At 35.5% G+C, this 20,544-nt stretch carries 20 protein-coding genes, 2 tRNA genes and 1 pseudogene; 2 read left to right on the top strand and 21 right to left on the bottom strand.

Translation table 11 applies throughout. The annotated features are described in order from the left end of the window. Window positions 1-4: 4 nt before the first annotated feature. The 12 genes and pseudogenes from rplL to J4T77_RS00060 form a co-directional block, all read right to left on the bottom strand. A complete protein-coding gene (rplL, locus tag J4T77_RS00120) occupies window positions 5-406 on the bottom strand; it encodes a 50S ribosomal protein L7/L12 (RefSeq protein ID WP_190321095.1) in 402 nt (133 codons plus the stop codon). 26 nt (window positions 407-432) lie between these two features. Further along, window positions 433-951, bottom strand: coding sequence for a 50S ribosomal protein L10 (rplJ, locus tag J4T77_RS00115; protein ID WP_006279539.1), 519 nt, complete (start codon window positions 949-951; stop codon window positions 433-435). 12 nt (window positions 952-963) lie between these two features. Next, window positions 964-1,617 (bottom strand): 50S ribosomal protein L1, encoded by a 654-nt coding sequence (gene rplA / locus J4T77_RS00110; protein WP_190321094.1) that lies wholly within the window; start codon window positions 1,615-1,617, stop codon window positions 964-966. A 4-nt stretch (window positions 1,618-1,621) separates the two neighbouring features. Beyond that, on the bottom strand, window positions 1,622-2,062 hold the full coding sequence (locus J4T77_RS00105; protein ID WP_006279541.1) for a 50S ribosomal protein L11: 441 nt from the start codon (window positions 2,060-2,062) through the stop codon (window positions 1,622-1,624). A gap of 2 nt (window positions 2,063-2,064) precedes the next feature. Beyond that, window positions 2,065-2,901 carry a transcription termination/antitermination protein NusG gene (gene nusG / locus J4T77_RS00100; protein ID WP_190321186.1) on the bottom strand — a complete coding sequence of 279 codons (837 nt, stop codon included), beginning with the start codon at window positions 2,899-2,901 and terminating at the stop codon, window positions 2,065-2,067. Continuing rightward, on the bottom strand, window positions 2,891-3,100 hold the full coding sequence (secE, locus tag J4T77_RS00095; protein WP_006279543.1) for a preprotein translocase subunit SecE: 210 nt from the start codon (window positions 3,098-3,100) through the stop codon (window positions 2,891-2,893). The genes nusG and secE overlap by 11 nt, the downstream gene beginning before the upstream one ends. Before the next feature lie 10 nt (window positions 3,101-3,110). Then, window positions 3,111-3,183: transfer RNA gene (locus J4T77_RS00090), tRNA-Trp, on the bottom strand. 13 nt (window positions 3,184-3,196) lie between these two features. Beyond that, window positions 3,197-4,370, bottom strand: a pseudogene (tuf, locus tag J4T77_RS00080) (elongation factor Tu). A gap of 11 nt (window positions 4,371-4,381) precedes the next feature. After that, complete coding sequence (gene fusA / locus J4T77_RS00075; RefSeq protein ID WP_190321092.1) at window positions 4,382-6,457, bottom strand: elongation factor G; 2,076 nt, start codon at window positions 6,455-6,457, stop codon at window positions 4,382-4,384. 21 nt (window positions 6,458-6,478) lie between these two features. After that, window positions 6,479-6,958: a 30S ribosomal protein S7 gene (rpsG, locus tag J4T77_RS00070; protein WP_007549313.1), complete on the bottom strand. Its 480-nt coding sequence runs from the start codon at window positions 6,956-6,958 to the stop codon at window positions 6,479-6,481. Window positions 6,959-6,963: 5 nt separating this feature from the next. Continuing rightward, complete coding sequence (gene rpsL, locus J4T77_RS00065; RefSeq protein ID WP_006279787.1) at window positions 6,964-7,338, bottom strand: 30S ribosomal protein S12; 375 nt, start codon at window positions 7,336-7,338, stop codon at window positions 6,964-6,966. Between the two features lie 525 nt (window positions 7,339-7,863). After that, window positions 7,864-8,016, bottom strand: coding sequence for a hypothetical protein (locus tag J4T77_RS00060; protein WP_007549315.1), 153 nt, complete (start codon window positions 8,014-8,016; stop codon window positions 7,864-7,866). A gap of 434 nt (window positions 8,017-8,450) precedes the next feature. Between J4T77_RS00060 and prmC the strand changes: the two genes are divergently transcribed. After that, window positions 8,451-9,290, top strand: a complete 840-nt coding sequence (gene prmC / locus J4T77_RS00055) for a peptide chain release factor N(5)-glutamine methyltransferase (RefSeq protein WP_010962305.1) — start codon at window positions 8,451-8,453, stop codon at window positions 9,288-9,290. Window positions 9,291-9,454: 164 nt separating this feature from the next. On the opposite strand, the gene J4T77_RS00050 is transcribed toward prmC, so the two are convergent. The 8 genes from J4T77_RS00050 to J4T77_RS00015 all read right to left on the bottom strand — a co-directional run bounded on the left by J4T77_RS00050 (window position 9,455) and on the right by J4T77_RS00015 (window position 17,669). Next, on the bottom strand, window positions 9,455-10,303 hold the full coding sequence (locus J4T77_RS00050; protein ID WP_190321091.1) for a P44/Msp2 family outer membrane protein: 849 nt from the start codon (window positions 10,301-10,303) through the stop codon (window positions 9,455-9,457). A gap of 121 nt (window positions 10,304-10,424) precedes the next feature. Continuing rightward, complete coding sequence (locus J4T77_RS00045; RefSeq protein WP_095742602.1) at window positions 10,425-12,428, bottom strand: type IV secretory system conjugative DNA transfer family protein; 2,004 nt, start codon at window positions 12,426-12,428, stop codon at window positions 10,425-10,427. Window positions 12,429-12,458: 30 nt separating this feature from the next. Further along, the gene (gene virB11 / locus J4T77_RS00040) at window positions 12,459-13,451 is read right to left on the bottom strand and encodes a P-type DNA transfer ATPase VirB11 (protein WP_010962302.1); all 993 of its coding nucleotides are present in this window, start codon (window positions 13,449-13,451) and stop codon (window positions 12,459-12,461) included. 1 nt (window position 13,452) lies between these two features. Continuing rightward, window positions 13,453-14,913: a TrbI/VirB10 family protein gene (locus J4T77_RS00035; protein ID WP_010962301.1), complete on the bottom strand. Its 1,461-nt coding sequence runs from the start codon at window positions 14,911-14,913 to the stop codon at window positions 13,453-13,455. 16 nt (window positions 14,914-14,929) lie between these two features. Next, window positions 14,930-15,730 (bottom strand): P-type conjugative transfer protein VirB9, encoded by an 801-nt coding sequence (virB9, locus tag J4T77_RS00030; RefSeq protein ID WP_174515708.1) that lies wholly within the window; start codon window positions 15,728-15,730, stop codon window positions 14,930-14,932. Next, entirely contained in the window at window positions 15,717-16,397 is a 681-nt protein-coding gene (locus J4T77_RS00025) for a VirB8 family type IV secretion system protein (RefSeq protein ID WP_190321090.1), read from the bottom strand. Before J4T77_RS00025 ends, virB9 begins: the two co-directional genes overlap by 14 nt. 72 nt (window positions 16,398-16,469) lie before the next feature. After that, window positions 16,470-17,552, bottom strand: coding sequence for a GTP cyclohydrolase II (locus tag J4T77_RS00020; RefSeq protein ID WP_010082649.1), 1,083 nt, complete (start codon window positions 17,550-17,552; stop codon window positions 16,470-16,472). A 29-nt stretch (window positions 17,553-17,581) separates the two neighbouring features. After that, a tRNA-Leu gene (locus J4T77_RS00015) sits at window positions 17,582-17,669 on the bottom strand. Window positions 17,670-17,859: 190 nt separating this feature from the next. Between J4T77_RS00015 and J4T77_RS00010 the strand changes: the two genes are divergently transcribed. Further along, window positions 17,860-19,134: a metallophosphoesterase gene (locus tag J4T77_RS00010; protein WP_190321089.1), complete on the top strand. Its 1,275-nt coding sequence runs from the start codon at window positions 17,860-17,862 to the stop codon at window positions 19,132-19,134. Window positions 19,135-19,161: 27 nt separating this feature from the next. Here the strand turns inward: J4T77_RS00010 and dnaA are convergent, their stop codons facing one another. Continuing rightward, complete coding sequence (gene dnaA, locus J4T77_RS00005; RefSeq protein WP_010962298.1) at window positions 19,162-20,544, bottom strand: chromosomal replication initiator protein DnaA; 1,383 nt, start codon at window positions 20,542-20,544, stop codon at window positions 19,162-19,164.

The following is a 20,544-nucleotide window of genomic DNA, read 5'->3' as shown; positions in this document are numbered from 1 at the left end:
AATATTATTCAAGCTCCACTTTAGTTGCTCCTGCTTCAATAAGTTTTTGCTTGATTTTTTCTGCTTCGTCTTTAGGAACATTAGCAGTCAAATCTTTAGGTAAAGATTCAACCAACTCTTTTGCTTCTTTTAAACCCAATGTAGAATTAACCTCTCTCACAGCTTTAATAACTCCTATTTTTTTACTCGCATCAATTTCTTTAATCACAACTTTATACTCAGCTTTTTCTTGAGCAGCAGGAGCAGCAGCATTATCACCAATAGGCGCCCCAGCACCAACAGCTCCACCAAGAAAAGAACCAGCAGGCAACCCTATTTTCTCTTCTAAAACTTTTACAAGTTCAGAAGCCTCTAATAGGCTTAAAGATAATATTTTATCAACCAAATCACTTGTTACATTACTCATAATTACCACCTTACTTAACAACAAATTTATTTTTTAGAACTATAATAATCCAAAACTCTCATAAGCCTCATAGAAGATGAATTAATAGACAACGCTAACCGAGCAGGAATATCATAAGATATTAAACGCATAATTTTAACACGCAATTCATCCAGAGAAGGCAACTTAGCCAGTTTATTAACATCTTCCACTGTTAACAATTCATTTAAATGAGCTGCGCAAATCACAGACATTTTTTCTTTGTTAGCATTAGTAAAATCAACTATTAATTTTGCAGCTTCTACTATGCCACTAGAGTATATAATAGCAACAGGACCGGAAAATTTGCCTGATAAATAAGAGAATTTACCAGTCCTTTCCAAAGCCAAGCGCGCTAGAGTGTTTTTAACTACTAATACCCCACCTGCTATAGACTTCAGACTATTCCTCAGAGTTAATGAATCATTAGCATTTATAGATTTAAAATTTACTAATATCAAGAAATCATTATTTACAAATACGTTTATTGTGCTCTGTATAAATTCATCCTTATCTTTACGCTTCACGGTATCACTCCCTTAAATTATATCTTCCACTTTGCCTATCTTATAAGCTTTACCCATAGTTGAATTTAAAAAAACACCCTTAAAGTAAATTCCTTTCGCAGAAATAGGTTTATTATCTTTAATTACTTTAAGAAAGGCTTTTAAATTTTCTAGCAAGTCATCAATATCAAATTTAATATTTCCTAATTTACCATGAATAACACCATTTTTATCTGTTCTAAATTTTACCTGACCAGACTTAATGGTTTTAATAGCTTCTGCAATGTTAGAAGTCACAGTACCAAATTTAGGGTTAGGCATCAGCCCTTTAGCACCCAATACTTTTGCAATAGGAGTGATTTTTGCCATAAAATCAGGAGTAGTAATGCACCAATCAACATCTAACTTTCTACCTTTTTTTATTTCTTCAACTAAATCCTCTCCTCCTGCAATATCAGCACCAGCTTTTTCAGCTTCTAATAAATGTTTATCTTGAGCGAAAACAGCTACTTTAATATTCTTCCCGATACCTTTAGGCAAAACTACTGTACCACGCACCTGCTCTTCAGATTTACGTGAATCTACGCCTAAATTGACCGCAATATCAACTGATTCATTAAATCTTGCTGAAGCAGACTCAACAATCTTCTTCAAACACTGCTTAGGATTATCATTATATGTATTCATTTACCTAACCTTCCACAACTTCTATACCCATAGATTTTGCAGTGCCTACAACCATTTTCACTGCTGAATCTTCATTATCCACTTTCATATCAACCATCTTGCACTTTGCTACTTTAATTATAGCAGACATAGGTAATTTAGCCACTAATTCTTTACCAGGATTACCAGAACTTTTACTTAATTTAGCCTCCTGCTTAAGTAAATAAGCCACAGGCGGACCGCTGACAGTAAAATCATGAGAGCGATCATCCTTTATGGAAATTCGCACTGTTACTAAATCGCCTACTTTATAATTAGCGTTAGCAGCACTAGTAACTTTATTAAAAGCTTCACAAAACTTAGGAACAGGTATACCACGTGGACCAAGTACTGAAGCAATTTTCGGTCCTGGAACTGCTTTCCCAGCTTCCATAAGTAAGTTAATCTTAGCAACTATAACACTCATAATTAATCCTCTATTTTCTCTACTTGAGCCAGATCAAGCTCTATTATTGTCGGCTTACCTAAAATCGATACTTCCACATTAATAATTTTTTTCTCATCGTCTACCATATTTACCTTACCAGTAAAATTTTGAAAAAGACCATCATTAATTTTCACTTTTTCACCTTTTTCATAACCATAACCTAACTTCTTTGTCTCTTGAGCATTATAAAGTGCATTACACATTGAGTGAATCTCATCATCCAAAATCACCTTTGGAATATTACCGTTTTTCAAAAATCCATAAACCTTAAGAGATTTTGGTATATTATTGATAAAATTCAATACTTCATCGCATAAATTCACGTATAAAAAGACATAACCAGGAAAGCATTTCCTTCGTGTAGCAATTTTCTTAGATTTCAACTCTACTTCACTTAGCTCTTCATATGGAATAAAAACTTCCTTAAAGTAATCATTAACACCCAATCTCATAGAATTTTCCAATATATGTTGGCGCACTTTCTCTTCACAATTGGAAGCAACTCTCAAGATATACCATTTATATCTATTAAATTCTTTACACTTTAAACTTATCTCATCATCTGAAATCATCTCAAAATCACCAGATTCGCCACTGCAGAATCCAGGCGTTTGATTCAAAATATTTTTGCTTTCATCACACAGATGCATATATACATACACTTCACATAATTCTTTTATATCAGACTTTGAATTACATACCGTTTGATAAGGAATAAACACTTCCTTAAAATAAACAGCATTACTTACCAATTCGCGTATGTTTTGCTCATATCCATAATCAACTTTAATGATATACCATTTATATTCACATTCCATAAATAATTCCAAATAAAGCCTTAATTACGTAAAGAGACATAAAATCCACAAAACAGAAGAAAATCGAAAAGCATAATATAACAATCATTACAACAAATAGAGATGACAACACCTCCTGTTTCTTTACCCAAGCAATTCTTCGTATTTCTTGCTTTATATCACAGAAAAAACCACACAAACTTTTTAACATTTCCACCACAACATTAATGCAGGAGCGATAGGAATTGAACCTACAACCTCTGGTTTTGGAGACCAGCGCTCTACCAATTGAGCTACACTCCTATAACTCAAACTCTCACTCCAAAATTTCAGAAACAACACCAGAACCAACAGTTCTACCGCCTTCTCTTATCGCAAAACGCAATCCCTTATCCATTGCTATCGGTACTTGCAATTCTACTTCTACACTCACATTATCTCCTGGCATTACCATCTCCTTCCCATCTAGCAATTTTATGCTCCCAGTTACATCCGTTGTCCTTAAATAAAACTGTGGCTGGTAATTCGCAAAAAAATGGTGTATGCCTTCCTCCTTCCTCTTTCTTTAATATATAAACCTCCGCCTTAAACTTTCTATGCGGTGTTATCGTCCCCGGTTTCGCTAATACTTGCCCTCTCTCCACTTCTTCTCTTTTTGTTCCTCTTAACAATATTCCTACATTGAGTCCTGCACTTCCCTTATCCAGCAACTTCTTAAACATCTCAACACCTGTGCATATCGTCTTTTGCGTCGCTTTCAGACCTATTATCTCTATCTCTTCTCCCGTCTTTATCTCTCCCTTCTCTATTCTTCCTGTTACCACTGTTCCTCGCCCCGATATCGAAAATACATCTTCGATTGGCAATAAAAATGGTAAATCCACAGGCCTTGGTGGAACCGCTACATATTCATCTAACTTTTCCATCAATTTATCTATTGATTTCTTTCCATATTCGCTGCTGTCATCCTCCAGCGCCTTGAGCGCTGAACCAACCACCACAAGCACTTCATCCCCTGGAAATCCGTATTTACTCAGTAATTCCCTCACTTCCATTTCTACTAAATCTATCATATCAGCATCAGCAACATCAGCTTTATTTATATACACCACGATATATCCAACACCTACCTGCTTCGCCAGCAATATATGCTCTCTCGTTTGTGGCATTGGCCCATCAACCCCCGACACTACCAATATCGCCGCATCCATCTGTGCTGCACCTACTATCATGTTCTTTACATAGTCAGCGTGTCCAGGACAATCAACGTGTGCATAATGCCTTTTCTCTGTCTGATACTCAACATGCGCTGTTGCTATCGTTATCCCCCTCTTCCTTTCTTCTGGCGCTTTGTCTATCTGATCGTACGCTACAAAATTTCCATAATGCTTCGTTATCGCCGCTGTTAACGTCGTCTTTCCATGATCCACATGTCCTATTGTTCCCACATTTACATGCGGCTTTCCAAATGCTTCCACTATTGCTGTCATAATTATTACCCTTAATTATACTCTAACTTTAACTCATCAACCACATATTGTGGCACTTGCTCATAACAAGAAAAATGCATACTATACTGCGCCCTTCCCTGAGACATAGAACGCAAAACGTTGATATAACCAAACATATTTGCAAGAGGTACCGAAGCAGTAATTATTTTACTATTATTACCTAAATCGAGCATATCAGCAACATTTCCTCTTCTACTATTTATATCACCCATAACATCACCCATATATTCTTCAGGAGTAATGATTTCAACTTTCATTATAGGCTCCAGCATTTTTGGACCAGCTTTATTTGCCATCTCTTTAAAAGCACCTTTAGCAGCAAGTTCAAAAGCTAAAGGACTAGAATCAACCTCATGAAAAGCACCATCAAGAAGGGTAGCCTTAAAATCAATCAACGGAAATCCCGAAATTATACCACCTTCTTTTATCAACTCCAAGCCATTTTCTACCCCAGGAATATACTCTTTTGGAATAGCACCACCTACAATTTTACTTTCAAATTGAAACCCAGAACCAGGCTCAAGAGGTTCAAATTTTATTTTAACCTTAGCAAACTGACCAGCTCCACCAGATTGTTTTTTATGAGTGTAATCAATTTCAACAGATTTAGTGATAGTTTCACGATATGCAACCTGAGGAGCACCGACATTAGCCTCAATGTTAAATTCGCGCTTCATTCTATCAACAATAATCTCAAGATGGAGCTCACCCATGCCTTTCAATATAGTCTGGCCACTTTCCGCATTTACTGACATTCTCAAAGAAGGATCTTCTGCAACCAACCTATTTAGAGCAATACCTAATTTTTCCTGATCTGAAGTGGTTTTAGGTTCTACAGCAATTTCAATAACAGGCTCAGGAAATTCCATACGCTCCAATAATATAGGAAAATCAACAGAACATAAAGTATCTCCGGTGGTTGTTTTCTTTAGCCCAACTAAAGCAACTATATCTCCAGCCCTAGCCTCAGTTATATCTTCTCGGTTATTTGCATGCATAAGTAACATTCTGCCAATCCCTTCAGTTTCGTTTTTTAACGCATTTGAAATGGTAGATTTAGACTTTAATTTACCAGAATAAATACGGATAAACGTCAAGCTGCCTACAAATTTATCCGTCATCACTTTAAATGCAAGAGCAACAAATTTCTCTTTTTCTGAAGGTTTGACCTCAATTTTCTTTTCTGAATCTTTAGGATCAATTCCAACAATTACATCAACATCAATAGGAGAAGGTAAAAAGTCAATCACACCATCTAAAAGTGGTTGTACGCCTTTATTTTTAAAAGCTGATCCACATAACACAGGAACAAATTTTCCTTTAATGGTCCCATTTCTCACGCATTTTTTCAGTAAATCCACTGGCAGATCATTAGACTCAAAGTAAGTATTCATCGCTTCATCATCCATCTCAGCTGCAGCATCTAATAAAAGATTTCGATATTCTTGAGCCTTATCAAGCAAATCAGAAGGAATATCTTCATAAGAAAATTTAGCGCCCAACGTTTCTTCTTGCCATATAATGGCTTTCATAGAAATAAGGTCAATTATACCTTTGAAATCTTTCTCACTCCCTATTGGTAAATGAATAACTAAAGGTGCTGCACCAAGCTTCGTCTTTATCATATCAACACATCGATAAAAATTTGCCCCTATTCTATCCATCTTATTAACAAAGCAGATACGAGGAACGCTATATTTATCAGCTTGACGCCACACTGTCTCAGATTGAGGTTCAACTCCAGCAACTCCATCAAATACAGCAACTGCACCATCCAAAACCCTTAAAGATCTCTCAACTTCAATAGTGAAATCAACGTGACCAGGAGTGTCTATTATATTGACCCTATGATCATTCCAAAAACATGTTGTTGCAGCAGATGTGATTGTAATACCACGCTCTTTTTCCTGCTCCATCCAATCCATAGAAGCTGCACCATCGTGCACTTCACCAATTCTATTTTGCTTACCAGTATAAAATAAAATACGCTCTGTTGTGGTAGTCTTACCAGCATCTATGTGAGCCATTATCCCTATATTTCTGTATTTAGATATTCCAATTTCCATATCACAATTAATTAGCTAACATTAAAAACGAAGATGAGAAAATGCCTTATTAGCTTCAGCCATTTTATATTTTTCTTCGCACATCTTAAACGCACCACCGCGTTTATTATAAGCATCCAGTATTTCAGATTGCAAACAATCAACAGTGGTTTTTCCACTCTTTTTTCGAGCAGCAGAAGTTGCTTTAGCAATCCACCTTAACGCTAAAGAAACCGCTCTATCTTGTCGAACTTCAACAGGTACTTGATAAGTTGCACCACCAATGCGTCGAGAACGCACTTCTATAGAAGGAGTAACATTTCCTACTGCTGTCTCAAAAATTGATAACCCACCTTCGCCTATTTTCTTTTCAGCTAAAGACAAAGCGTCATAGATAATCTTTTCTGCAGTAGATTTTTTACCACATTTCATGATTGTATTAATGAAACGCATCAGCAAAACACTGCCGTAACGCGAATCAGGACTTATTTCTCTTTTTTTTGCTTTATTCCGACGAGCCATAAACTTTAACCAGATTTCTTTACACCATATTTTGAACGAGCTTTCTTTCGATTTTGCACACCACGCAGATCAAGGGCACCTCTTATTATGTGATAACGCACACCTGGCAAATCTTTAACCCGCCCACCACGTATCAAAACAACAGAGTGTTCTTGTAAATTATGACCTTCACCAGGTATATAAGCCGTCACTTCACCATACCCACTAATTTTTACTCTGGCTACTTTACGGAGTGCTGAGTTAGGCTTTCTAGGAGTTGTAGTATACACCTTAGTGCAAACACCTCTCCTTTGAGGGTTGCTTTCTCCCAAAGCTGGTACCTTTTTCTTATGGGTCAATCCTAATCTACCCTTACGTATTAATTGATTTATCGTAGGCATATGTTATAAACTCAAGCTCATTAAAATAACTAAGTTTTTAGTTATAAAATAATAAACCTCAATAGTCAATATAAAAATAAACATTACTACTCTAATAATTAAGCTCAACTGCCTTGAAAGCCATCAGTAGACTTCTTGCACTACCTCCCAAGCCACAACTGTCATTCAGTAGAAACGAAAAAACTTACTTGACACCCTTCGCCAGCCCCATTATCATGGTACTGAAGGTATTCATTTATCTTCAATCTGTGCAGATTAAATGACAACAGTATTACGTAATTGGCGTCTTATTTTTAATTTTTTGCACTATGCACACTTTACTTCTTCACAACATTTCTGGGTTTTTACCTATATAAGCTGAAACGCGCTTATAAAGCGTTTAAGACAGTATAGTACGCCAATTTGCAAGATTAGAGAGTGACAACTAGCTAATACGGGATATCTTTTGCCTTTTTTTTGCTTAGTAAATTTCTTAAACATTTAAACTAAGGTGAGTTGCATTTAAAAGCAGCTAAATTGCAGTGTTTAAGACTTAAAAAACGCCAATACTGAAAATAGACAATGACTAGGGCTTCTTTTGCCTTTTTTTTGCTTGGTAAATTTCTTAATATTTATGGCAACATGAACTGGGCAGGAAGGTGTCATTCCAGTGCTTGACACTGGAATCCAGTTTTCCATATAATCTCATCGAAAATGTTGTAACCACTTTCTGTGCTAGTTTGCTTGCTTACAAGCAAACTTTTCTGGATCTCAGTGTCTGGGCACTGGGATGACAGGGGAGGGAGGCTACTTGGATGACACCATTCTTTTTCCTGGATCCAAGTAGTCAGGGCACTGGGATGACAGGAGAAGGTACTAGGATGACACCCTGACCTCGTCGTCCCGCTACGTGTTAGCGGAATCTAGAGATACCGTGACGGTATGACGTAAAGCTCGCATTAGCTATACTTTTATGCTCACCAACTTAGCTGGATCCAAGTAGTCAAGCTACTTGGATCTGCAAATTGCAATGTTCGTACAGCTGCGTGCTTGACACTGGGATTTAGTGCAGCTACCCTAAACTGGAAGCTCATCTTGCTATTTTTGGCTGAAAGAAACATATTTTTAGAATAATGAAAACAATCAGCACTTTAATTCAAGAAGGATCGGAGTTATTATCGTCACATAAAGTTGAATCACCACATTTAGATTGTGAAATCATCATGCAGCACGTACTTGGAGTGGAAAGATCATTTATAATTGTGAACCATGCTGATCAAGTGCCGATGGAGAAAGAACTTTTATTTTGGAAATTAACAAAAAAAAGAGCGGAAAGATATCCAATATCGCAAATAATAGGTAATCGTGAATTCTGGAGTAAAAATTTTATAGTTAACCAGCATGTTTTAGATCCAAGGCCAGATAGTGAAACAATAATCCTAGCAGTGTTAAAATATTACCCAAACAAAAAACAGAAACTAAAAATTGCAGATTTTGGTACAGGCACAGGTTGTTTATTGATATCCGTACTTAGTGAGTATGAATATGCTGTTGGCGTCGGTTTTGAAAAAAGCTTGGAAGCATATAAAGTTGCCTATCAGAACACAAAAAAACATGATCTTCTCAGCAGAGCCAAAATATTTCCAAGTTCGTGGACAGAGTGCAGAGGTTCATTCGATCTTATAATCAGTAATCCTCCATATATTAAAAGAAGCAAATTGAAAGACTTGCAAGCTGAAGTGCAAAAGGAACCAAGAATTGCCCTTGATGGTGGTATTGATGGTTTGAGCTGTTACTTGAGCATTTTTCCAATATTGAGAAAGTGCCTTAAAAAAAATGGGTTTGCGATATTGGAGATAGGTGAAGATCAAAGCAATATTGACAAAATAATCCCCTCATACGAATTAGCTTTTCAGGAATATGTATATGACTTAGCGGGAATGAAGAGATGCATTGTTGTGAAAAGAACATAGCTAATGTTTTTTTGCCTTCATCCCATATTATCCTATATCATCCCAGTACCCTCTACCTAGTCATCCAAGTAGCGTGACTACTTGGATCTATATTTCACTAGATCCTATGGTCAAGCCATAGGACGACAGGAACGGTTTTATGCATTTTTTAAAGGGCAACATGTTTAAGCTTTGCTGGCAAAATGGAAAGTAAGACCAGCCTCTATACCGTGTGTGTGAAATAGTTGATTACCTATATTTATTTCCTCAGTTACTTTGCTACCTGAGCTAGGATTAAGCTTCTTTTTTTTATTATTATTAAAGTCGTCTACCACTTGTCCTAACCTTTTTGCTGTAAGCTTAATATCGCTACCAATAGCACCAAAACCTCTATATCCGATATGCATATTTACATCTTCGTTTATGCGATAGTCAAAGCCAGCTTTTAATTGACCTGCGGGTCTTATTGACGGTTTTTCAAACATCGTCATTCTTGTTGCACCGATCCCAATACCAACGTAAGGAGAAAAAGAGAAACGGTCACTTTTCCAATGATGATAAACATTTGCCATTACAGATATGTTCTCAATTTGGTCATGACTAACTGCAGCACCATAGAGATAAGTTTTTTTATCAGAATCCTCATCAGTCTCCTTTAGGTATGAAACAGTTATTTGGCTACTTGTTAAACCAATATTATCCACTTTTACAGAAGAATACATCCCTTCCAATTCAGCCCTATAGCTGTTGTTACCCAATTCCCCTGTGTAACCAAATGCCACATTTGCAGCAAAAGGTGGATTATAATCTCCTTTATACTCACTTAGTGACTGACCTTCTGTGTTCTGAGCACCCCTGTCATTTATAGACAAATTTTTGATACCTGTAGTGCTTGTTTTTAGTACGCTTGTGTTATTTAAATATTGACCGTAATACCCACTACCAAAGTAAAACCCTTCTGTTTCACTTGCAAAAGATTGTTGTGACAACAATAAAGCAAATGCTGTAACCGCTAATGTTTTTTTACTAATCATTACTACTCCCCTAGTTAAAATAGCTAATCTAATACTAATTAATTAAAAATGGCTTAATATGAAAAACCTAATTATTTGCATAACTTGCACTTTTCTGAGCTAAAAATAGGCAAAGTTAACCTTACTTCTCGTCATTTTTTAATTTATCCTCATCTTCAAATTCATCCTCCTCTTCTTCGTCATCAAACCCATCATCGCTCCTATCCTCATCTTCCTCGTCATCATCTTCAAACTTATCGTCGATATCTTCATCATCAATATCTTCGTCTGCAAATTCATCTGATTCATCATATACTGCATCTTCGGTTTTAGTTTCAGCAGGATAATCAACTGAATTAGGTCCCTCAAGAACATTATTCCCCTCGTTATTAACCTTATCTTTGCTCGCAGCGGCAGAAAGAACTTTGTTTGGGTCATATGGTTCTTGTGTAGGCACACGAGTTTGTTTGAGCAGCCTTCTTGTGAAGGTGGTATCACTGTAGTACAAAATTTTCTTTGATTTAATTGGGTAAGTCGACTCTATTAAAATTATCTGATCGTCACGTGGCAACATAATAACTTCTTGAGGCAATAGCAATGCTCTCTGTATTTCAGAGATATGTAATGACCTTGAAGCAGGATTTAAATCTAAAAATTTAGGCTTATTCAACGATTCTTGTTGTACAGTTTTGTTTCCTATAAGTTGCGATATTAAATTAGCTGTTTCAATATTATTGGCTGCAAAAGTTATTCTGTAAGTCGAGTTTGACAAAAAGGAGTTCATCCCTGCTTCTTCGTATATTCCTTTGAGCTGCTCAGTATCTTGAACAATTAAGAATAACCTAACTCGATAACCACGAAAATATGCAATACCTGTTTGAAATTGCTCCATTTTTCCAAGTGTAGGAAACTCATCCATTAAAAACAATACGCCATAAGGCTCGTCATCCGATGGCAATTTTCTACATAAAAACTCAGTTGCCTGTTGGTAAAAAACCTGCATTAAAGGCCTGAGCCTAGTCAAGTTGTCAGGAGTTAAACCAACATAAACTGTAATTTTCTTCTTTTTAAAATCTAGAATATTAAAATCACTTGACGCAGTTGCAGTATCAATCAATGGGTTTACCCACAATTCAAGTGATGAGTTCATGGTTGATACAACACCTGACCTTTCTTTATCAGCTTTTTGTAAAAAAGCTGCAATATTCATATATGCTACAGGGTGTAGTATTTTACCCATTGTATCAAGAGCAACAGCAAGATTATAAACCACGTCATCACTACGCATCGTACGCACAACTTCACCAAAAGATTTAACTTTCTCTGGTGCAGCAAGTAAGTATAATACCACTCCAACAAATAAGCTTCTTGCTTCATTCTGCCAAAAGTCTTGTTCAGGCATGATTAGGTTAGCTATTTTCTGCACATCGTCAACCATCTGCCCAGGTTTTTCACTAATCCATTGTAATGGATTGTAACAGTGACTTATTCCATCTGGCTGCGCTGGATTCCATACGTATACTTTTTGTCCTTGTCGTTCTCGCCAACCACTTGTTATTTCATAGTTTTCTAATTTTATGTCGTGTACAATTACCGAGTCAGTCCAAAATAATAAATTAGGAATTACAAAGCCAACACCCTTACCAGAACCTGTAGGTGCAAATAACAATGCATGCTGAAACCTATCAGAAATGAAGTATCCTCTTTTATCTTTACCAAGCAATAATCCCTTTTTGCTTCTTAATCCTGCTTTTCGTATGTCTTTCTCTGATGCCCACTGCGAATCTCCATGAAGTGATTCCTTCTTTTTAAATGGTCGCCACTCAATTATCCTTTCTCTTAAATTCCATAAGATAATCATTAAAACAATGATAGGCAGTGCAGAAGATATAATTAATGTGATTTTGAGCTCAAGGCTATATAACTCTGGATGATGCCAACAATATTGTATATGATCAAAAATCGTTGGCCAAAGAGCTTGAGGGAAAGGCGTCAAACTAGGATTAATTGCCTTAAAATCCACAGCATCCGGACCATCAGCAAACAGAACAAACAATATACCAGATAGATAGAAGCAAAACTCAAGTACGCTAAAAGCTACTACACCTCCTATGAGAATATTACGTAGGTGATTTCTATTACTCATAAACTACTCTTCCTTAACTTATGTATAAATTTAAGCATTTTCGCTCGCAGATCTAGTAAATAATATCTCAGAAATGCTTCTTTTGCCCCCACCGGTTCTTTTTAGCTGAATAACAATATCAATCACATTTCTAATGTATGGTATAATTTGGTCTGGAGGAATGCCAAGGTTTGCTTGCATAACCATCAGTTTTATTTGCTCAAGGGCCATTGTTGGACTATCCGCATGAAGGGTTGATATTGATCCAGGGTGACCAGTATTTATCGCCCTAAGAAAACTAAAAGCTTCCGCTCCACGGAGCTCACCAACTATTATTCTGTCTGGCCTTAAACGTAAGCACGCTTCTATCAAATCTTGAGTGGTTACTTTTGCTCTGCCCTGCCCTCCTTTAGAGGCAATTAGATGGACTTTATTGGGATGATCGTTCAAAACGATTTCCCTTGCATCCTCAACAGTAATAATTCTTTCCTCATCTGGAATAGCACGCAAAGTAGCATTAGTAAAAGTAGTCTTACCAGTGGAAGTTCCACCACTAATTATAATATTTTTCTTACTTATTACAGCGTATTCTAAAAACTCTTTTATTTTTTTTTGCCTTAACAATAAATCCAAATGACGGTCAACTGGATTATCAGTTGCTTCTGTAACAGTTTCAGAAAAAGCCCCCATTTTTTCGTAATCATCGAGTGCTAACTGCATGCTAGAAGGCTTACGAATCGACATGACTACTTTATCAGGTTCACATGCTGGCGGAAATACTATCTGTATACGATAACCATTTGGTAATGTTGCCGAAAGTAACGGCGCTTCTTCGCTAAGTTTTTGTTCTGTAGCTTGAGCAATCAGTCTGCCAAGAGATTTCAAATGGTTAAGATCGAATACTTCTAATTTTTCACACCTTATTTCACCGCGATTTTCAATCCATACTTCCTTTGGCTTATTTATTGATATTTCATTTACGCCTTCTTCTTGAAATATGCCTTGTAATGGCTCCAAATATGTATCAAGTGCAGCATAGTTCATTTCATTGATTTAATATTGCCTGTGGAGGAAATACTATATCTTGGTTAACAAATACTTTCAATGCAGTGCCTTGATCAACATAAATAGTTGGTTTTTTATCTGTATATCTGCCCACTACATCCCGCATATCTTTAGAAAAATCCTCGATTGATTTCCCGATTGCTTCATCATAAACAGACTTGCTTTTTCTTTGAATTTGTTCTAACAGTTGATTTACAATTTCCAGGCTTATATTTACCTCGTCTTCTTCAATTCCTAGTGCTTTTGCTATTTCCTCTTTCATTATTTTTAGTAAATCTTGTCTGCTTTTGGCACTCCGAATTCTTCCGATAGCCCCAAGGCCTAATTTCCATTTGTCACTAGATATCTTCTTTTCTGGGTCAATAATGAGTTGGAGAGAAGAAAAATCTATTTCGGTTGCAGTGATAGACTTTACTGCATCTCTGACAGTTAGCGTATCAACAAGATTAGAAGCCTTTTGCCCTATAACAGCAGAACCAATCGAAACACCAGCAAGTGTCACCGAAGAGAATAACGCACTTACTATTTTGTTATCAACTATTCCTGCTATTCCTGCTCTACCAAGCTCGTCAGTACTAAGTGATGAGATTGCAATATCTATTCCATGTGGCAGAATCACTCTATTCCAGTTTATATTTACACGAGATTTAGCAACATTCGAGTCAAATGAATAACTGCCTATCAATCTTGAGCCTTTAGGTATTAAAACTGTATCACCAGTTTCTGCATAAACATCTCTACTCACCATAGCACGCAGCATTCCTTGCAGATCAGAGTTTATTGCAGTTTCAAGAACAGCATCAATAATTTTACCTTGAGTAATCATTAAACCAAGCTTTCCTACTCTGGTAGCTTTGCTCGATTGTGCTGAAGTGTCGGATAAAATAGCATCAGCAGCCTTGTTCTCTCCACTACCACCTGAAATTGTCAACATCTGTGCACTACGTCTGTCTCTAGGATAACCGCCACCCCCTATTGTAGGAAACGAGGTAGGTAAATTGCCCATAACATTACTAGAAGGAAAATTTTGCTTTGGCAAAATAGGTATATTTGACACAGGAGTTTCTTTTGGTTTCTCTTCTTCTTTTTTCATCACTTCTTCTTTTCTAATTTGTTTTATTTCTGGTATGATTAGTGGTGTAGGAAGAGGAGGTAAGGGTGGTAAGGGATCAGTTATTATTCTTTCAGGAACCATTACATTATCTGGAACTTGTTCCAACTTTCCTTTCAATTCTTGAACGTTTTGCTTTGTTTCCTCTTTTTTAATAACTTCTGAACCCTCTTTAGGAGAAGGACTAAAATAGAGATAATACACTCCACCAGCCAGAAGCACTAAAATAATGACCATCAATGCCCTATGACCTTGATTAGAGCCAACTGTTACTACCTTATTCTCTATTTCTGATTCATCTTCTGAATTGTTACGCCTTTCTTTATTCATATTGCATGTACCACAGCTAAAGTGACCTATTTATAATTTCAACTTCACCATCTTCATAACGCATAAATAGCTTTTTATGTACTCCTTTTATTATAACATAATCATCAAATAACAGCCTTTTACAAGGTTTATCCTCCCCTTCTACAAAAACCTGAGGTATTTTATTATTATTTCTAAATTTTAAATAGGTTAAATAACCATCATCAAATAACTCGATCGGAACTATATCCGCATTACCACCTTCATCAATATATGTATAATTGTACTTCGTATCATTTTCTTGTATTATTTTTTCTAGCTTGTCTGTAGTATATTGCATTTGAGTAGGTAAAGAAACCTCATCTAAATCAACATCAAATTCACCTTCTTCTTGAGGATAATAAAAACGTACTACGTAAGATATATCCTTTTCAGCAGAATAATCGTGATCTACTTTCTTAGCATCAGTATCCGGGTATTTATCGTAGTTTGGCCTTGAGATTAAATCAAAAATGTAATTTCTTTTTTTAGTTGTCGTAATAATCATGTTAGTGCGACTACTAACTTCAAATGGCATGATAAGCAATTTATTGTCATAAGGATTAATTTTCCAACTTGATGCATCACCAACAGCGATATTTTTAACTTTTTCTCCTTCCGCAAATTCAATATAAGAATAGTAACCCTGACTAAAAACCACCGTAAATACTTCATTAGGGCTATACACAAAAGTCTTTATTCTACTATCTATAGAAATAGGCTCATTATAATTAATGGATGCGTTTAAATTGCCACTTACAAGTAAAGCTAAAACTAATAATATCCTATACATATTCATCATCTACTCTATATGAAATAACTTGAAATCCTAATGGGTTAATATATCTTTGCTGATCATCCATTTCAAGCGATGCATATCTATATGACATAATAACTATCTTATTTTTTCTCGTAGAACTTCTATCTTTCCGTGTAAATTCCACAAAAAATCTCACCTGAAGAGCATCGTTACCCAACTTTTGAATTGAGCGAATTTTAAATTCACTTTTGGTATCTGAATATAAATTAAAAAGATCATCCATATTCTGCGATCCTACATAATTTCTAAATTCATTATACACATCAGGTGAGGAAAACAACCTCACCTTTGTATAATAGTTATAATTATAATGATATGGATCAAAAACCTCCCTTGCTTTTATATACTCTGAAATAAAATAATCGTTTAGCGCTTCATCTGCAGAATACTGTTTTACTGTGACAGGATCAACCAATTGCACTATTCCTGATTTCTTGTCAATTTCTATAACAAATGGCTCAATAGTGCTACTTGTGCTAATTTTAAATATGACTAATATGCTGATAGAGATCGTTGCTAATAATATTAATGCAAATAAAAGTAGAATATTCCTTTGAGCAATAACTGTGCTGTAGCGGTTTGAATTCCAATTTATATCCTTATCTAAGGATTCAGTATTTTTTTCTCGCTTAAAAAATCTTAGCATTTTAGTATTCCTAAAAATCTTAACTTATGTTAATAAACATAGCAAATTAACAAAGTAGTTACAGCAAAAAAGCTAAAAAACTCTTAATCTATGGCCTAATTTACCAAACTTTGTCTCCATATATGAATCGTTATATTTATTACGTTCCACAATAAGTGGTAGACACTTTGTAACTCCTATACCACTACTTTCCAATTCTGACAATTTCCTATCATTGTTTGTAAGTAATTGGATTTTGTTAATGTTCAATTTCTTAAGCATTTTAGCTGCAACAGCAAAACTCCTTTCATCATCTTCAAAACCCAATATTCTATTTGCATCAACAGTATCAAGATTATGTCCTCTTTGCATACTGTACGCTCTTAACTTATTAGTTAAACCAATGCCTCTTCCATCTTGCATCAAATACAATATAATACCACTTCCAGAGTCAGCTATCATTTGAATTGCTTGATGTAACTGACTTCTGCAATCGCATGACAAGCTATCTAACAAGTCACCCGTATAGCACGAAGAATGAATTCTCACTAATGGTTCGTCATCTTTATCTGGATTGCCAATGATAATTGCATGATGTTCTCTTCCACCACTTTCGGTTCTATAAGATATGATATTTACTTCTTGAGTCTGTTTTAAAAATAATGATGTTTTGCACACTTCATATACATCCTGATTTTCTTGAAAATTATTTATGAATGACGTGTCCAGTGCAATAACGTCATTTTTCTCGCACCAATTTCGCATTTCATGGTTATTCTCAAAAGTCATATCAGCCACTAACGCGTATGGCAATAATTCTGAGAACTTAAGCAAGGCAATAGCACATTCATCTATTGTCTTTGAGCATTGCAACTCTTTTATGCAATCTTCCTTTGAACAGTTTATTAAATAGAGCAGTTCATCAAAATTATTCACCAACAGACGTTTGCTGTTATGTTCTTTATTCTGAGATATGTATTTTACCTTACTTGAAGTTAAAGTAACATATACATTACTTGATGTAAGCTTGTATTGATTAAATAAATCTCTTTCTAAAGCCTCAGCAGCAGCAAACAATAGGTAATTACTTTCATCATATATTACAATTGGCCGACCGCGCCTGATTTCGCTGATAGCTCTTTCTACCTTATTGCTACTCTGATTTCCTATAAACATTTTTACCCATATTAAACAGCGATAAAAACTGGTGCGGCCGAGAAGACTTGAACTTCCAAGGCCTTATGAGCCACAGCGACCTCAACGCTGCGTGTCTACCAATTCCACCACGGCCGCACTATATTCTAGTTTTTATATAATTATTTTAAATTACTTAATCATTTTAGAATTTTTCATCTAGAGTGTCAATCTGATACTAGAATAATTTAGAAATTGTTTGTATAATTTGATTATGAATTTTGTGATTATAAATTTTAATCATTTAAGATAACCTTACTACTAATTTTTAACTTAGGTTTTTATACAAATGAATATAGCTAATATCTTTATTTTTTTAGCTCTCTCTCTTATAACTAGCTTTCATTTCGTCCATGCACAAATATTATACACATGGTCTCAAGTTATCCCAGAAAATAAACTAAGCATACGCGCAATTACGGACAATGACATGTGTCCCATTGTTTATGTTGATGGCAAGGAAACAGAAATGCTGAATCGCAGCTTAATTAACAATGGTGGTCATAACGAAACAGTTTGTGAACTGACAGTACAAACAAGTGCCAAAAACATTAGTATTGAGGATCTACGGGTTCCTATATTACCAAAAAAGGTTAATAAAATTGCTTTCATTGGTGACACGGGCTGTAGAATAAATATGTTATTTCAGCAGGAATGTAATTCGGTAGATAGCTGGCCTTTAAAAAAAAATTTAGATTCAATCGCCCTTCATAAACCAGATTTAATTATCCATGTTGGTGATTATCATTATAGACAAACAAAATGTAGAAATACAAAAAAGTGTGGCGATATTTATGGATATAATAAAGAAGTTTGGTACGCTGATTGGTTTGAGCCTGCAAAGGATATTTTATCACAATCCCCTTTCCTTTTTGTTCGTGGAAACCATGAGAGTTGTGATAGAGCTTATGAAGGATGGTTCAGGTATCTAGATTCATACCCCTTTTCGTCTGAAAAATGTGGAAACTTCGTTTCTAGTTGGTCCTTAGATGCTGGACCGATGAAATTTTTTATCTTCGACTCTTCATCCGGTGAGGATATTTTTACAACCCAAAGCACAATTGATGCTTTTGAGAGGCAATTTGATAAATTGATACAAAATAGTTCTGACAAGCCCATGTGGTTTTTAACTCATAAACCGCTTTGGAGATCTCCAAAAAAAGAATTTTTGACATTAAAAAGCCATGGTAATCTTACACAAATCGAAGCTTTTGGAGATAAATTTCCAAGCAATGTTACTACCATAGTTTCTGGCCACATTCATATAGCCCAGATTTTATTAATGGATAATGTTCCAGACCAAATTATAGTTGGAAACGGTGGTGCATCATTACACGCTCAAGATCAAGAATCTGTTTATCAAAATGTAGAATTTGACTATTCAAATGGTAAAAACTACTTAGCACACGAGGTTAGAAACTTTTTTGGCTTTGGCTTTGCAATACTAAATTTAGATGATCACGAATTTACCTTCTATAATCAACACAATAAGGAAATGTATTCTGCGAAGCTAACAGAAGATTTTAAACTTAAACGGATTAAAACTATAGTCGATTCATTTTAGGATTTGTTATTAGCTATTTTAAAAACGCTACTTAAACATTTTTTTTAATCGATTGATTTCATCAGCAAATTTTGAGTCGGTCTTTATAAAATTTTCTACTTGTTTTACTGCATGTATAACAGTAGCATGGTCTCTGCCACCAAAGTTTCTCCCAATATCTGGTAGGCTTTTTTGCGTAAATTTTTTGGCAAAATACATAGCTATTTGTCTTGGCCTTGCAAGACTGCGAAGCCTTCTATTGGATTGCATATCTGCAACCTTTATATTGAAAAATTCAGCTACTTTCTTTTGTATTTCTTCTATTGTGACTGACCTATGATTTGACCTAAGAAGATCGATTAGGGTTTCACTAGCTGATTCTACCGTCATACTTCTTCCAATTAATGAGGTATGGGTAACCTTATTTAATGCTCCTTCTAATTCTCTTATATTAGATTTTATGTTCCTTGCTAAAAACTCTAGGACATCTTTCGGAACATACATATTCATCTGCTCCACTTTTGCCTGCAATATACCAAGCCTTAATTCAAAAGTTGTTTCATTAATATCTGCCACCAACCCCCAACCGAGTCGTGATTTTATTCTTTCTTCCACTCCATCAAGATCACTAGGAGACCTATCAGCTGATATAACCAATTGTTTATTTTGGTCTATCAATGCATTGAAAGTGTGAAAAAATTCTTCTTGTGTACTATCTTTACCACTGATAAATTGCACATCATCTACCATCAATACATCTACTGATCTAAATTGCTCTTTAAATAACATAATATCTTTGCTTCGCAGCGCTGTAATATATTGGTACATGAATTTCTCTGCTGATAAATACACCACTTTTCTTTTTGCTGATGGGGAATTGACTATGTGCCAAGCTATAGCATGCATTAGATGTGTTTTACCAAGTCCCACTCCACCATATAGAAACAAAGGATTGCTGCCTAATATTGGATCTATAGATTCTGCCACACGCTTTGCCGCCGTAAATGCTAATTCATTTGGCTTTCCCACTACAAAATTATCAAAGGTGAACCTTGGATCCAGCGGCGAACCAAGATTATGATTACTTTCCTCTCTGTTTTTTAGTATAACATTAAAATTTGAATTCCTCTCCTCAATTACTTGAATATCAATAGAACGTATACTTTTATCTTCGCTTTGCCATAATGATAATATTTTTTTCATGTAATGAACTGTAATCCACTCTTTTATAAACCTTGTTGACACGGATAAAAGAACTTCCCCATTTCTGCTACTGACAAATTTTAGTGAACTCAGCCAGCTATTATATGTTGCTTCTCCATAAAGATTATAAAGACAATTTTGGATTTTTTCCCAAGTAACATTGTGATCCGTTACTGTAATAATCTGATCAAAAAACATAGTAGAAACCTTAGGGCTAGTTAAGTTCAT

Source organism: Wolbachia endosymbiont of Drosophila innubila, assembly GCF_021378375.1.
Taxonomy (GTDB): domain Bacteria; phylum Pseudomonadota; class Alphaproteobacteria; order Rickettsiales; family Anaplasmataceae; genus Wolbachia; species Wolbachia pipientis.
This window is presented reverse-complemented; position numbering and strand designations above follow the sequence as displayed.